We start from the raw sequence: 14,495 nt of genomic DNA, 5'->3' as shown, positions 1-14,495 counted from the left end.
CCGGCGCCGCCGGCTGATGAGCGAGATCAACGTCGTGCCGTACATCGACGTCATGCTCGTGCTGCTCGTCATCTTCATGATCACCACGCCGCTGCTCACGGAGGGCGTGAAGGTCGATCTGCCGCAGGCGACGACCAAGCCGATCGATCAGAAGGACAAAGAGCCGCTCGTGATCACCATCGACTCCAAAGGGCGCTACTACTACGAAGAGCAAAGGCGGCCTGTCGCCTCGGATGAGCTCCGCCGCAGAGTGGCCGCGTTTCTTCGGGCCAACCCCCAGACGCCCGTGCTGGTACGGGGCGACAAGAGCGCCGCTTACGGGGATGTCATCAGGGCAATGGCGCTCCTGCAATCGGCCGGCGCGCCCAGCGTGGGGCTCGTGACCGAGCCCTCGGCGCCCGGTAAATGATGCGGAAAGACCGCCGCCAGCCGGGCGGCATGCGCGCTCTCGTTCTCGCCGTGCTGGTGCATCTCGCGGTGGTGGGGATCGTCGTCGTCGGGTTCCAGTACACGGCCGCGCCCACCGCGCCGGTCGCCCAGCCCATTCAGGCGACCGTGGTCGAGGACCCGCGCAAGCTCGAGGCCGAACGCAAGCGCCAGGAGGAGTCCCGCAGGAAGGGCGAGGCCGAGCAGCGGCAGAAGGAGGAGGACGCGCGCCGCCGCGCCGAGGAGCAGAAGCGCCTCGAGGAGCAGCGTCGGGTCGAAGAGCAGAAGCGGGTCGCCCAGCAGAAGCAGCAGGAAGAGCAGCGCCGGGCCGAGGAGGCGCGCAGGAAGGCCGAGGCGGAGCGCAAGCGCCAGGAAGAGGCGCGCATGAAGGCCGAGGCGGAGCAGAAGCAGCGGGAGGCCGAGCAGCGCAAAAAGGAAGAGGAGACGCGACGCAAGGCGGCCGAGGAGTCGTTGCGGGAGCAGCTCGCCATGGAGGAGCAGGCACGCGAGCAGGCCCGGCGCGAACAGGAGTTGCAGCGTCGCGCGGCGACGGCCATGTCGCAATACGAAGGCGCGATCAAGCAGAAGGTGAGCCGGAACTGGGTATTGCCGGTCGGGGTGCCGGAGGGCCTGAAGTGCACGGTACGCGTGCGCCTGCTGCCCGGAGGCGAGGTGGTGGAGGCGACGGTCATCGGCCCTTCCGGCAACGCCCTGTTCGACCGCTCGGTGGAGGTCGCCGTGCGCAAGGCGTCCCCGCTCCCGATCGCGACCGACCCCGAGCTCTTTCCGTACTTCAGAGACATCAAGTTCAACTTCGATCCGGCGAAGGACAAGGGATGAAAAGCATCACCCGTTCGATCTCGGTTGCTGCGCTCGTTTGGGCGGTGCTCGTCGCTCCCGCGCGCGCGGTCCTCACCATCGATATCACCCAGGGCGTGGAGACCGGCGTGCCGATCGCCGTCGTGCCGTTCGGCTGGAGCGGCCCCGGGCAGCCGCCGCAGGCGGTCGCCGACATCATCGAGGCGGACCTCGCGCGCAGCGGCCGCTTTCAGACCTTGCCGCGCAAGGATTTCGTGTCGTATCCGTCGGACGACCGCGACGTCGTCTTCAAGGACTGGCGCGTGATCAAGGCCGAAGCGCTCGTGATCGGCACCGTGGCCCAAATCGCGCCGGGGCGGTATCAGATCCAGTTCCGGCTGTACGACGTGTTCAAGCAGGCGCAGCTCGCCGGCCTGCGCTACACGGTCGGCGGCGACACGCTGCGCGCCGTCGCTCACCAGATCGCGGACATCGTCTACGAGAAGCTCACGGGGGAGCCGGGCGCGTTCAACACGCGCATCGGCTACGTCACCATGGAGACCGCCGGGCCGAAGTCGTCTCTCTACAAACTGCAGGTCGCGGATTCCGACGGCTACAACCCGCGCACCATCGTGCGTTCGAACGAGCCGCTGCTGTCGCCGGCCTGGTCTCCGGACGGGCGGCAGCTGGCGTACGTTTCCTTCGAGGACAAGCGATCGAAGGTGTACGTGCAGAACATTGCGGACGGCCGCCGGCAGATGGTCGCCGAGTTCAAGGGGAAAAACAGCGCGCCCGCTTGGTCGCCCGACGGCCGGCGCCTGGCGCTGTCGCTCTCCAAGGACGGCAATTCGGAGATCTATGTGCTGGAGCTCGCAACGCGTGAGCTCCGACGCCTGACCAGCGACCCGGCGATCGACACCGAACCGGCCTGGTCGCCGGACGGGCGTTACATCGTCTTCACCTCGGATCGCGCCGGTCGCCCGCAGCTCTACCGTATGACGGCCGACGGACGGCAGGTGCAGCGCCTGACGTTCGAGGGAGACTATAATGCGCGCGCGGGTTTCGCCCCGGATGGCCGGATGCTGACGCTCGTCACGACCGTGAAGGGTCGATACCACATCGCGACGCTTCGCCTCGACAACGGTGCCCTGCAGGTGCTCACCGACACGCCGCTCGACGAGTCGCCGAGCTTCGCGCCGAACGGGAGAATGATTCTGTATGCCACGGAGCTGCGCGGGCGGGGAGTGCTCGCGTCGGTGTCGTCCGATGGAAGAGTGCGGCAGCTTTTCCGGCTCGAGGAAGGAGACGTACGTGAGCCGGCCTGGTCACCCTACAACCGAGAACTTCAATATAAGGAGTAAACGATATGCAGATGAACTTTCGCTTGGCGTTCTGCCTGGTGGGCGTGCTGGCGCTCGCGGGCTGCGCAACGGGGACCCGTACCGAGGAGCCCCCGGTGGAGGACAAGACCGCCCCGGGTGCCGGCGCCGGCACCGAAGGACTGGGCGACCAGGCCGCCCCGTCCCCGGGCGCTCTTCCCGGCACGGCGGACGACGCCGATCTGCTGGCCAAGCGCCGCGTGCATTTCGAGTTCGACAGCGCCGCGCTGGACGAGGAGAACCGTCGCATCGTGGAAGCGCACGCGCGCCATCTGAACGGCAATCCGAACCTTCGCGTGCAGCTCGAGGGCCACACCGACGAGCGCGGGACCCGCGAGTACAACCTTGCGTTGGGCGAGCGCCGGGCGCAGGCGGTCGAGCGCTTGATGCGCGTGCTCGGCGTTCCGGGGAATCGCGTCACCATGAACTCGTACGGCGAGGAGAAACCGCTCGACAGCGCGCATAGCGAGTCGGCCTGGCGGCTTAACCGTCGCGTCGAGATCATTTACCGCTGAGTATGCGCCCGTACGTTCTCATCGCGCTTGGTCTCGCGGCGGGGTTATCCGGACCCGCCGCGGCGCAAACGCTTCCCGACCGGCGGACGGTTCGCCCGCCGGTCGCTCCCGCCCAGGGACCGTCGTCCTCGACGTCGGCGATGCAGCAGAGCCTCGTCGAGCTCTACACGCAGCTCGAAGCGCTGCAGACGGAAATCAGGCAGCTCCGCGGCCAAGTCGAGGTGCAGACGCACGAGCTCGAACGGCTGAAGAGCCGGCAGCAGGACGCGCTGGTCGATTTCGACCGGCGCCTGCGAGAGCTCGAGCGCCGCGCCCAGTCGCCGTCCTCGACGGAGCCCGGCGGCAGCGTGACCACTCCGCCCGTCGGCGGCACGATCGGGAACGCGAAAGCGGCGTCGGCGCGCACCACGGCGCCCACATCGCAGGAGCAGCAGGCTTACGACGCGGCATTCGGCCTGCTCAAGCAGGGCCTGTATGACCAGGCCGGGAAGGCCTTCGGCGATTTCATCGCCCAGCATCCCCGGAGCGCGCTGGCCGACAACGCGCAGTACTGGGTGGCGGAAGCGGCTTACGTGCGCCGCGATTTTCGCGCGGCACTGGACGGCTTCAACCGCGTGATGACGGTCTACCCCGACAGCCCCAAGGTGCCCGACGCCCTGCTCAAGCTTGGCTACACCCACCATGAGCTCGGTGCCTACGACAAGGCCCGTGAGGTGCTGAATCAGGTCATCGCCCGCTACCCCAATACCTCGGTCGCCAAGTCGGCCGAGCAGCGCCTGTCCAAGCTGCCTCGGGACGCCAGATAGCGCCTCCACCGGTACGGCGGCCGGGTATAATGAATGCCCCTCGGAAGGGGCGTCTAATGGTCCTCACGTCGCAGCTCGATCGCCCACCCTCCTCGCGCCGGCCGCCGTCCCCTGACGATGTGCTGCGGGTGACGGAGGTTTTCTATTCCCTGCAAGGCGAGGCCCGGAGCGTCGGGTGCCCCACCGTGTTCGTCCGGCTCACCGGCTGCCCGCTGCGCTGCAGCTACTGCGATACCGCCTACGCCTTTCATGGCGGCACCCGCGTGTCTCTCGACGACGTTCTCGAGCGGGTGGCGCAGTACGCGCCGCGATATGTCTGCGTCACGGGCGGCGAGCCGCTCGCGCAGCCCGCCTGCCGGACGCTCCTCGCGCGACTCGCGGATCGGGGCTATGCCGTCTCGCTCGAAACCAGCGGTGCCCTCGATATTGCGGACATCGATGCCCGCGTGAGCATCGTCATGGATCTGAAGACGCCGTCCTCGGGCGAGGAGGCGCGCAACCGCTACGCCAACGTGGCGCTTCTCCGGCCCGCGGACCAGGTGAAATTCGTCATTCGCGATCGGGCCGACTACGAATGGAGCCGCGCGCGGCTCGCCGAGTACGGTCTCGCCGATCGTTGCGAGATCCTTTTTTCTCCGGTGCACGGCGAGCTCGATCCGACGACGCTGGCGGACTGGATCCTCGCAGAGCGCTTGCCGGTGCGCCTGCAGATCCAGCTTCACAAGCTTCTTTGGCATGGCGCCCCCGGTCGCTGACGGGGTGGAACGCGCCGTCGTCCTGCTTTCCGGCGGCCTCGACTCGGCGACGACGCTCGCCCTGGCGCGGCGCGAGGCGGCGAGCTGTCACGCCCTGACGATCGATTATGGACAGCGGCATCGGGCCGAGCTCGAGGCCGCGCGGCGCGTCGCGCAGTCGCTCGGAGCGACGGAGCACCGGGTCGCGCGCTTCGACCTTTCGTGGATCGGCGGCTCGGCGCTGACCGATCCGGCGATCACGGTCCCCACTCGCCCGGGCGAAGGGATTCCCGTCACCTATGTTCCGGCGCGAAACACGGTGTTCCTCGCGCTCGCGCTGTCCTGGGCCGAGGTGCTCGACGCCCGCGCGATCTATATCGGGGTGAACGCGGTCGACTACTCGGGTTACCCCGACTGCCGTCCGGCGTTCATCGAGGCCTTCAATCGGGTGGCGGAGGTCGCGACCCGCGCGGGCGTGGAGGGGCGGGGAACGGCCGTCAGGGCCCCGCTGATCGATCTTTCCAAGGCCGAAATCATCCGTGTCGGTTCGGAGCTTGGGGTCGACTTCGGCCTGACGCTTTCCTGCTATGACCCGGACGAAGCCGGCCGGGCATGCGGGGTCTGCGAGGCCTGCCGGCTCCGGGGCCAGGGGTTCGCTGCGGCCGGCTTGGCGGACCCCACGCGGTATCGTGGCGTGACGCGCTAAATCGCGAATTATTCCCGTCATTTTCCGCGTCAGCGGCTTGGTTTCGCCGAGCCGAGAGGCCTAAAATAGGCGCCCGCACGGTCTTCTGCCGGATGTCCGCTTTCGAATCGGGGTAGCACAACGCCATGGCATTCAACATCCATACTCAGGTCCTGCTGTCGATTTTCGCGATCGCAGTCGTCATGGGCGCAGTGGCGAGCCGGACCAATTTCTGCACGATGGGGGCGGTCTCCGACCTCGTGAACATCGGCGACAGCACCCGGATGCGTTCCTGGCTGTTCGCCATCGCGGTCGCCCTGCTGGGCGTTCTGGCGCTGGAGGCGGGCGGGATTCTTCAGATCGGCAACAGCACGTTCCCGCCGTACAGGACCGCGAGCTTCGCCTGGATCCGCTACTTGCTCGGCGGACTGCTGTTCGGAATCGGCATGACGCTGGGCAGCGGCTGCGGCAACAAGTGCTTCGTGCGCATCGGCGGCGGCAACCTCAAGTCGGTGGTGCTGCTGGTGTTCTTCGCGGCCCCGGCGGCGTACCTCATGCTCTGGACCGATCTTTTCAACACCGCGTTCATGAGCTGGATGCAGCCCACGATCGTCGAGCTCCAGAGCTACGGCATCCGGAGCCAGGAGCTCGCGGCCATTGTCGGTGGCGTGTCCGGTATAAGCGACGCACCGTGGCTCCATTATGGGCTCGGCCTCGCAGTCGGCATCGGCCTGCTCGCCTTCATCTTCAAGTCTGCGGACTTCCGTTCGAGCTTCGACGGAATACTCGGCGGCGCCGTCATCGGCCTAGCCGTGGTCGCCGGATGGTGGATCACGGGCGGATCGTGGGGGACCGCATGGAAAGAGTTCGTGGAATTCGAGATGGTCGACAACCCGCCAAGCCGCGTGCTCGTTCAGTCCTACACCTTCATCAGCCCGATGGGCGACAGCGTGCGGTACTTGATGGAGCCCACGAACTTCGCGCTGCTCAACTTCGGCATCATGGCGGTCGCCGGTGTGATCGTCGGGTCCGCGCTGTACTCGCTCGTGACGCGCAAGTTCCGGTTCGAGTGGTTCGCCTCGTTCAAGGATTTTCTCTCCCACGCGGTGGGGGGCGTGCTCATGGGCGTCGGCGGGGTCCTCTCGATGGGATGCACGGTCGGGCAGGCGATCACCGGGGTGTCCACCCTGGCGCTTGGCTCATTCCTGACGCTCGGTTCCATCATCTTCGGTGCTGCGCTGACCATGAAGGTGCAGTACTACATGCTCGACGAGCAGGGCTTCTGGCGCTCGGTGCGCCTCGGTCTCGCGGATCTCCGCGTGCTCCCCACGCCCGGCAAACCTGCCTGACGGAGCCGTCGTAACGGGAGCCGCTCGGCAGTCCCTTTTTGTTTGACAGCCCCGGAAGGCGCCCGGATAATCCGGCCTCTCCCGCATTCCGGGCCGTTAGCTCAGTCGGTAGAGCAGCTGGCTTTTAACCAGTTGGTCGCAGGTTCAAGTCCTGCACGGCCCACCAGTTATTCCCGAGCATCCACCGCGAGTTACGCGCGTTCAATAATTCACCCGGTCCTCGGACACCGCCCGTTGTGGCACTTTTGTGGCATGACGAACGGTAGGGGGCGCCGGCCGCTCCGCGATGCGCTCCAGACAGGCCTTGAGGTTCCGCAGCTCTGGCACCGAGTAGTGGCGCGTGATCGTGCGCGGAACGTGATGCAGCAGGTCCTGCACGTCGCGCTCCGCCACGCCGGCGTCGCGTAGCCGCTTGCCGAAGGTGTGCCGCAGGTTGTGAACGCCCTTCACGTACTCCTTGCCGCTCGGGAGTCCCGCCTCCCTCCACGCGTACTGCCACGACGTATTGGTCATCTGGTACATCTCGCCGAAGACCAGCTCCGGATGATAGCCGCGCATGGATTCGATCGCCGCGCGCGCCGGGCGGTTGAGCAGCAGGACCATCGGCTTCTTGTTCTTCATGATCTCCGCCGGCAGCCGGAACACCGTCTCGCCGATCTCGCTGCAGTGCTCCTCCCACTCCCACCGCAACCGGATCAGGGGCGATTCCCGCAGGCCCGTGTTGACGGCGACGATGGCGGCCTTGCGGATGCGGCCGGGCAGCAGGTCGAACAGCCGCTCCTGTTCGTCCCACGACAGCGGATAGGGCTTCTTCGCCGGCCCCTTCTCGAACTGGATGATCGGGCAGTTCTCGATCCATGACATGCCTTTCTGGTCCCGCCAGTAATATGCTGCCAGCCGCAGCACCCGCCGCACGAACGCGATGGTGAGATTGATCGTCCTGACCGAGACGCCGGCGGCCCGGCGCGCTTCGATGAAGGGCCGGAGGCGATCCTTGCAGATGAGCCGCAGCGGATCGTCGCCGATCCAGGGATTGAGCTCATCGGCCGCTCGTGCGTACATGAGCAGCGTCTTGGGCGATCCCTGGAACTCCCGGATCAGCTTCTCCGCCGCGAGGCGGAAGGGCCGATCCGGCCGCACCCCGTAGAGCTCCTGGTTGTCGATCTGCTCCTTGATCCGTCTCAGCCGTCGCTCTGCTTCTCTCGGATCAGCCGTTCCGCTAGAGCCGCGAATCCGCCTTTTCCGATACTGCACTTTGAAATAGATGTACTTGAAGTACTTCCCATCCGGCCTCTTTCGCCAAACGAGGCCTTCGGGCAGCTTTGGTCGTTCCATGGTGTCTCCTTTACGGAACGCCCGTTGCGACGAACATGATCGTCGACCCAGGCGTCGAGTTCAAGGCGGTCGAATGCGATTCCACGTGAGCCGATGGGAACTTCCGTCAGCAACGGGCGGACCTCGGCGTTGAAGCGGTTCTTGTCCATCCCGAGGTATTTCGGGACGTCGCGGAGACGAATGAGCCGGGGATTCATCGGTTCGTTGTCCTTGCTTCTCGGGCACTACTGTTAATGGTTGTGTTCATGGAATAGCTCCTTATAAGAATTCGGTTGTATGTGGCGATGGGCGCGCGCAGAAACCCGGCGCGCAGGCATGCGGAATCCGCGCGGCGCACAGCAGCGCGCCGCGGAAATCACGAACAGGGAAGATCGCGAGAGAGGGCCGGCACCGGTGGCTGATCTATCAGCCCGATGCCGCACCTATTTGACCATCGCCGCGTGCCGCGCGGCGGGTCGGGATTAGACCGGATCAGCGAGCGCGCAAAGCAGCACGCTACCTAGCTTCATGCACGCAAATAGCAGGAATCCAGCGCAAACCGCTATCACACGGGCCGCGGCAGAAACCGCAAGCATTGGCGATGCCTGGTCTGCTGCCGCTCGATGGTTTGGCCGGGAGGTCAAACCCTCGATTCACTTCTCGTTTGCAGGATTCGAGTCCGTCGAATCCGTGGCGACATTCTTGGCCGAAGATTCGTCGCGACGCAAGGGGGGATAGATCGCCATATTGCGCATCTATCGCCGTCGTGCGCGTCGCAAACGCGTCGCAAGCGACGACATCCCTTGGTGAGGAGGCGCTGCACGTCGCTAGCGACGCGTTCGAGATTGAAGGCAACAGTGCACGGCTCAGGTGGCCGCCGGCGAGGGCCGACCGCGGTCGGTTACCGACCGCGATACCGCTTCATGTCACGCGCCGACATTCTGACAGCTTGGGCCGCGGCACCCTCGTGCTCAAGATGCGCGCGGCCCGGCCGCTGCAAGAGAGAGATGCAAATCGCGCACGGAATATTGATTCATGTACCACGAGTTATCGACTCCTCAGGCTCTCTGGGCAACGATGGCCAGTCGCAAACAAAGAGTTGCACGCGCGAAAAAATCACGCGCGACCCGCTTGACATGGCGCAGGCACTCGAAGCAAGATGCGCGCGTCGAGATTTTTCCCCGCCTCGAAAGAGGCCCGCGAGCTGCAGCGGCCTAAGACGCAGCGCTGAAAGCACGCAGGCATCTACGCCGCAAGTGCTTACCCGAAGGTGAAGTCCCTCGTGTAGTCGTTGGCAGGCGTTTGCACCGAGTACGCAAGCGCCAGGGCAGTGCGTTGGGCAGCAGTAACGCCCGCGCGATTCGCGCCGTCTCCGCGCGAAGGTCCCGCTAGACAGTCCCCCGCCCGAATGGTGGCCATGAGTTAACCGCCCACCGAAGCACCGTGTCGCAGGAAGACGGCACACGGCACCGCAATCGCCCCGTCGGTTGCGAACATTTCGATCCGACGAAGCTGCGCCCAGTACACGGCCGCAAGGCCGCTCGGGGAATCTGGCGTCCATACGCGACGCCACGTGACCCGGGAAGTCGCGCAAGCACCTCGCCTGCTGTTGGCCGGCAGGATGCCCACCGGTGTCTTCGTCATCGAAGCAGACATGCCAGGCAGTACCCGAGTCAGCCGCAGGACTGATCCTGTGCGGCGCGTCGCCCGGAAACGGGTCCGCCAGCGACTCCCATTTCACTAACGAAACGGCCGTATGCCCCAACGCTGGCGGGGCGGGCACAAGCCAGCACCAGCGACTCAACGATTCTCACGGATTCGGAGGACTCACAACCATGGACACGATGTACCCACGCAGTCACAAACGTCGCAGCCGCCGCTCGGCGAAGAGCGAGCTGCTGTACCGGCTGAGCCAGCTCCTGCGCGAACACAACCACCGCCACAGCCGGCTCGCGAAAGGCTGCAGCGGCGACACGGCGATGGCCCGGGCGCAAATACTTAAGCAAGGATTCCTGAAGCTGCACGAGCTCGGCTACAAGCTGCGCGATCCAGCCAATTTCGGTAACCGCCACATGCAGGTGCTGGCGCGGCATTGGGAAGAGCAGAAACTTTCAGCGAGCGAGATCCAGAAGCGATTCTCGGTGTTTCGAGTCTTCGCCACCTGGGTCGGGAAGGATGGCATGGTCGAACCGGCCGCCAAGTACCTGCTCAATCCGTCGTGTGCTGTCCGATCGTACGTGGCGCGGAAGGCCAAGGGCTGGAGCGGTCTTGTCGACGATATCGAACAGAAGCTCGCCGAAGTCGCCAAGCGCGATCGGCTGGTCGCCCTGCAGCTCGCGTTGCAGTGGGTGTTTGGCCTTAGGGCCAAGGAGGCCTGGCTGCTTCACCCGGAGATGGCGGACAAGGGAACACATCTTGCCATCAACTGGGGCGCGAAGGGCGGTCGGGATCGGACCGTGCCGATCGAGCACCCCGCGCAGCGGCAGATCCTCGACATCGCCAAACGCTGGGCGAACGACTCCACCGGCTCGCTGATCCCGGACACGCGGTCACTGAAGGCTTGGCGCTCCCATTTCTACCGGGTGTGTCGCAGCTGCGGGATCGCCCGCACCACCGGGCTGGTGCCGCACGGCCTTCGCCACGAGGAGGCCAACGCAATCTACAAGAGCATCGCGGGTGTGGATGCCCCGGTCTATGGCGGCGACGTGACGTCCCTCGATCCGGATCGTGACTACCTGGCACGCCAGGTCGTGGCGGAGCATCTAGGACATTCGCGACCGGAGATTACGCGCGCCTACCTGGGTCCGTTGGTGAGCGCCCTGAAGCGGAGTCGGAACACTCAGTCAGCCGAAGACAAGGAGGAGGAGCAGGGCGCGGAAACAGCACACGGTCCCTTTCCGACCCAATCCTCAGAGGACTTCAGTCGACCCGATCCAACTTAACCAAAGATCGAGCACGGCGGCGATGGCCAATACGTCGCCGCCGGCTCATGTGGCGGCTTGCAGACCGTAGCAAAGTCTGGAACCAGATTTGAACCGGGCCCATCGGTTGTCGGAGGCGAACACCATTGATAGCAGTCGAATCAGGTGGGTCAGGCGTACCGGCAGGCAGGTGAGTTCTAGGCGAGACTGCAACACTGCTCTACTATTGTTAACGACTAAGGGAAGTGTTAGGACAAAATGAATGTCAGATAGGGTGAAAGATGGGCGTAAAATTTCTCCATCGACCTTTATGCGTCGGTTGCGCCCCGAGTACTATTCAGACAGCGTCGACCGTACGACCTACCTGCTTGACGCCCCAACGCTCGAGTATCATCTCGAGACCATCACTGCTCGCAATCAAACGCAGGCCTTCGAGATCTTTTGTCGAAAGCTGTGCGAGCGGACGATCTGCCCGAATCTGAAACCCGCAACCGGACCGGAAGGCGGCGGGGACAGCAAGGCCGATACCGAAACCATTCCGATCGCTGACGAGATTGCGACTCTCGCCTATGTCGGCGAGGCTAATTCCGGTCGCGAGCGGTGGGCTTTCGCCTTTAGCGCTAAGAAGAAATGGGTTGAGAAGGTACGTAGCGACGTCGCCGGCATCGTTGGAACCGGACGCGAGTATCAAAAGATCTTCTGCGTTACCGCCCGGTTCGCCCGGGCCAAGGATCGCGCTCGCGTCGAGGACGAACTGACTCGGCAATACGGCGTCACCGTTACCATTCTTGACCGGACCTGGATTGTCGAACAGGTTATTGAAGGCGACCGCAAAGACCTCGCGTTCAATTATCTGGGTATCGGCCAGGAGGTCGCAGAGACACGCCGCCTCGGCCCGTCTGACTACTCACGTGCGCAACAGCTCGACGATGTCGAGAAGGCACTCGGCGACCCGCAGGCCTTCGCAGGCATGGAAATGCAGCGGGTGACCGAAGCTTTGGTCGCAGCTAGGCTCTCGCGCAACCTCGAACGTCCTCGGCCCGAGACCGACGGGCGGTTCGCGCGCGCCGTCCGCCTCGCCGACGAGGACGGCACCTACCGGCAACGGCTTGAGGCGAGGTACGAGTGGATTTGGACTGCCTTCTGGTGGTTCGACGATATTGCACAGCTCAATAACAGCTATGACGCGTTCGAGACGCTCGCACTCGAAACCGATCATGCGAGGAACCTCGAATTCTTGTGCAATCTTGCTCAGCTTCTTTTCAACGCAGTCATCCATGGGCATCTCACCTCCGACGAAGCGAAGCTAAGCGAGCGCGTTGCACGGCTAATCCACCGACTTGAGGTGATGGCGGCCGACGTGGAAAGGCCGAACAATGCCTTGGAGGCGCGAACCTCGCTTCTCGTGATACAGGCAAATCAAGCTTTGATCGCAGGTGATCGGGCAGCCCTTAACGCTCTCTGGCCGCAATTCTCCGATGTCCTCCGGCGGGCGAGGGGTCTTGGGGAGTTTGCCGCCGAGCGACTGATCGGGATGATCGAAGTGTTTGGCAACGTTACGGGTGATGATCCCGGTTACGCTCGCCTCATAGACGATGTTGCGCAGTTTGTCTCTGAACGCACAAGCGAGGCTCAGGGCGCGCTCGTACTCCTCAAGCGAGCCGAGCAGCTAGACTTCGATGATTGTTTCGAAATGATTCGCTTGCTTGGCAGAGCGGCACATCAACTGACCAAAAAGGAATACGCTAGCTCTTTTATTGAGGCCATGCGATTGCTTTCACTTGCGTATCGCAGCGCTGGCCTGCTCTGGGCAGCCCGCGCCAGCTGCATCTTTGCGCTCGCATCGATCTTCATCGAAGCCGAGGAGGATAGTCACCTTCCCGCCACTGTCGTTCCTACACTCATGCTGCTCGCTTGGATCGCCATTGAGCTTCGCCATTTGCCCGACGCCCTGGAAGCAATTCGACTGGTTCGAGGTTGCGTCGCGGCGCTGCCCCTCGACGAGGCGTCGAAAGAGCACGCGGCAAAGCGTCTGCAAGAGTTCGACGGTGTGCTTGGCAGTCAAGTCCTGAATTTCAGCCTGCTGGAACTCAAGCAGGCTGACCGGCTTCCCGACGTCCTCGATCGCCTCGGCCTACATCTAGCCCGTACATCGTTACTCTACGCGCTCGGTTATGAGCCTTTGCTCCGTGAAGATGGGTCGATTCCGGTTGAAGAGACGCCCGAGAAAGTTGCCGAGCTGTTTACGCTGCTCGCGAGCCAGCCCGCATCGGACAATCTGCGTAGTCCGGTCATTTTCAATGAGCCGGGACAGCAGATCTACGTGTCGAGCGTGCTGGGCATACGGATCGAGGTGCATCATCAAGGTTCCATAGCAGCGATTCTCGCAGCAGAGGCGGTGATCGGATCAATCGAGGCACTGTTTGCGACCACCATCGATCTTGACGCCCAGCCGCACGCGGAAATGTTCACCGTCAGGATCGAGGAGAATACAGCCACGAAAGAGCCTGACTTTACGCTAGACGAAGAGCGACTGACGGCGACCGTTCGCTGGCCCGCCGGCCGGCTGCCCTCCAGCTATGGACAGCAGGGCGAGGTCCACCGGATGCTAGCTGCTCTATCGGCGTCAATTTTTGCCGCCACTTGCTTCGTCCAGGACATGAAGGACGCCTTGAAGCGCTTCCACGAGGACGACGCGGTACTCGACCGCATCGCGATGGTCATCGTAGTTGGGAATAGTCGTCAGCGCTTTCTCGGCAAGACCATATCGCGGCTGAACGACTGGACTAGCCTTGTCGAGACCACATTCCCACCTCAGGCGTCGCGCCCCAACATCGTTCGCCGCAAGCTCGAATCTTCCAAGAATGAAGCGGAGGAGAGACATACGCCGGCCGGTGAGCTAATGACATTGGCCCTGCCCAAGGATCATCGCGATCTCAGAGTCCGCTCGATCATCGACGTCCATCTTTGGAACCGCGCTGGCTGGACGGGAACCGCATTCGCCGACTGGGGGCCATCCTATTCGCCCGCAATCGCCTTGCTATTTACCGACGCCGATGCTGCGCGGAAGATCTTTGAGCGTTGGCGAGAGCGTTTCGGGAAAGAGGACAGGCAGGAAGATATCTACGTCGCAATAGTCCGCGGTATCTCTGCCGAGAAACCCGCCCACTATCGGGTGCTGATTACCTCGCGGCTGCCACCCAAGGTCGAGTTGATTGGCGGGCAGCCGTTCATGATTGCAGCCCGCATCAACACGATGCACGCGGAGTCCGATGTTAACCTCGTCCGTTTCCTCGGCAGATATAACGAGCTCGGCGCGTATTGGCTTGTTCCAGCTATCTGGAAGGGCAAGGGCGAGCCGGACTTTCTCTTTGATCTCGCCATTTTGAAAAGGGAGTTGAGCGTGAAGGTAGCATCCGAAGTTGGCGAGAACGACATCGAGGCGATGGCACTCGGACCGACGCGGTGATCCAAAGATATACCGAATGGCACGTCCGCTTTCGGGCCGTAAGGCGACTGATTTGCTTGTCGGCCATCGCCCTGCGCTCGCTGTCGGACTCGCTGCCCT

The 14,495-nt window shown here is 63.8% G+C and carries 11 protein-coding genes and 1 tRNA gene; 11 read left to right on the top strand and 1 reads right to left on the bottom strand.

The genetic code is table 11. The features are described from left to right. The first annotated feature begins 16 nt into the window (after positions 1-16). The 9 genes from tolR (at position 17) to SVA_RS16220 (ending at position 6,858) form a co-directional block, all read left to right on the top strand. Positions 17-409, top strand: a complete 393-nt coding sequence (gene tolR / locus SVA_RS16260) for a protein TolR (protein WP_096462998.1) — start codon at positions 17-19, stop codon at positions 407-409. Then, complete coding sequence (tolA, locus tag SVA_RS16255) at positions 406-1,266, top strand: cell envelope integrity protein TolA (RefSeq protein ID WP_096462219.1); 861 nt, start codon at positions 406-408, stop codon at positions 1,264-1,266. Before tolR ends, tolA begins: the two co-directional genes overlap by 4 nt. After that, positions 1,263-2,585, top strand: a complete 1,323-nt coding sequence (gene tolB / locus SVA_RS16250; RefSeq protein ID WP_096462218.1) for a Tol-Pal system beta propeller repeat protein TolB — start codon at positions 1,263-1,265, stop codon at positions 2,583-2,585. The genes tolA and tolB overlap by 4 nt, the downstream gene beginning before the upstream one ends. Before the next feature lie 11 nt (positions 2,586-2,596). Then, a complete protein-coding gene (pal, locus tag SVA_RS16245) occupies positions 2,597-3,118 on the top strand; it encodes a peptidoglycan-associated lipoprotein Pal (protein ID WP_096462997.1) in 522 nt (173 codons plus the stop codon). 140 nt (positions 3,119-3,258) lie between these two features. Further along, complete coding sequence (gene ybgF / locus SVA_RS16240; RefSeq protein WP_169924150.1) at positions 3,259-3,924, top strand: tol-pal system protein YbgF; 666 nt, start codon at positions 3,259-3,261, stop codon at positions 3,922-3,924. A 56-nt stretch (positions 3,925-3,980) separates the two neighbouring features. Then, positions 3,981-4,679, top strand: coding sequence for a 7-carboxy-7-deazaguanine synthase QueE (gene queE / locus SVA_RS16235; protein WP_096462216.1), 699 nt, complete (start codon positions 3,981-3,983; stop codon positions 4,677-4,679). Then, entirely contained in the window at positions 4,660-5,364 is a 705-nt protein-coding gene (gene queC / locus SVA_RS16230; protein ID WP_096462215.1) for a 7-cyano-7-deazaguanine synthase QueC, read from the top strand. The genes queE and queC overlap by 20 nt, the downstream gene beginning before the upstream one ends. 125 nt (positions 5,365-5,489) lie before the next feature. Beyond that, a complete protein-coding gene (locus SVA_RS16225; RefSeq protein ID WP_096462214.1) occupies positions 5,490-6,692 on the top strand; it encodes a YeeE/YedE family protein in 1,203 nt (400 codons plus the stop codon). A 90-nt stretch (positions 6,693-6,782) separates the two neighbouring features. Continuing rightward, positions 6,783-6,858 (top strand) — tRNA-Lys (locus tag SVA_RS16220). 35 nt (positions 6,859-6,893) lie between these two features. On the opposite strand, the gene SVA_RS16215 is transcribed toward SVA_RS16220, so the two are convergent. Beyond that, a complete protein-coding gene (locus tag SVA_RS16215; protein WP_096462213.1) occupies positions 6,894-8,027 on the bottom strand; it encodes a tyrosine-type recombinase/integrase in 1,134 nt (377 codons plus the stop codon). A gap of 1,814 nt (positions 8,028-9,841) precedes the next feature. Here SVA_RS16215 and SVA_RS16210 point away from each other — a divergent pair. Both SVA_RS16210 and SVA_RS16205 read left to right on the top strand, forming a co-directional pair. Further along, a complete protein-coding gene (locus SVA_RS16210) occupies positions 9,842-10,948 on the top strand; it encodes an integrase domain-containing protein (RefSeq protein ID WP_096462212.1) in 1,107 nt (368 codons plus the stop codon). A 241-nt stretch (positions 10,949-11,189) separates the two neighbouring features. After that, positions 11,190-14,396, top strand: coding sequence for a hypothetical protein (locus tag SVA_RS16205; RefSeq protein WP_197703261.1), 3,207 nt, complete (start codon positions 11,190-11,192; stop codon positions 14,394-14,396). The last annotated feature ends 99 nt before the right edge of the window (positions 14,397-14,495 follow it).

Origin of the sequence: Sulfurifustis variabilis (assembly GCF_002355415.1) — a bacterium.
GTDB classification, from domain to species: Bacteria; Pseudomonadota; Gammaproteobacteria; order Acidiferrobacterales; family Sulfurifustaceae; genus Sulfurifustis; species Sulfurifustis variabilis.
This window is presented reverse-complemented; position numbering and strand designations above follow the sequence as displayed.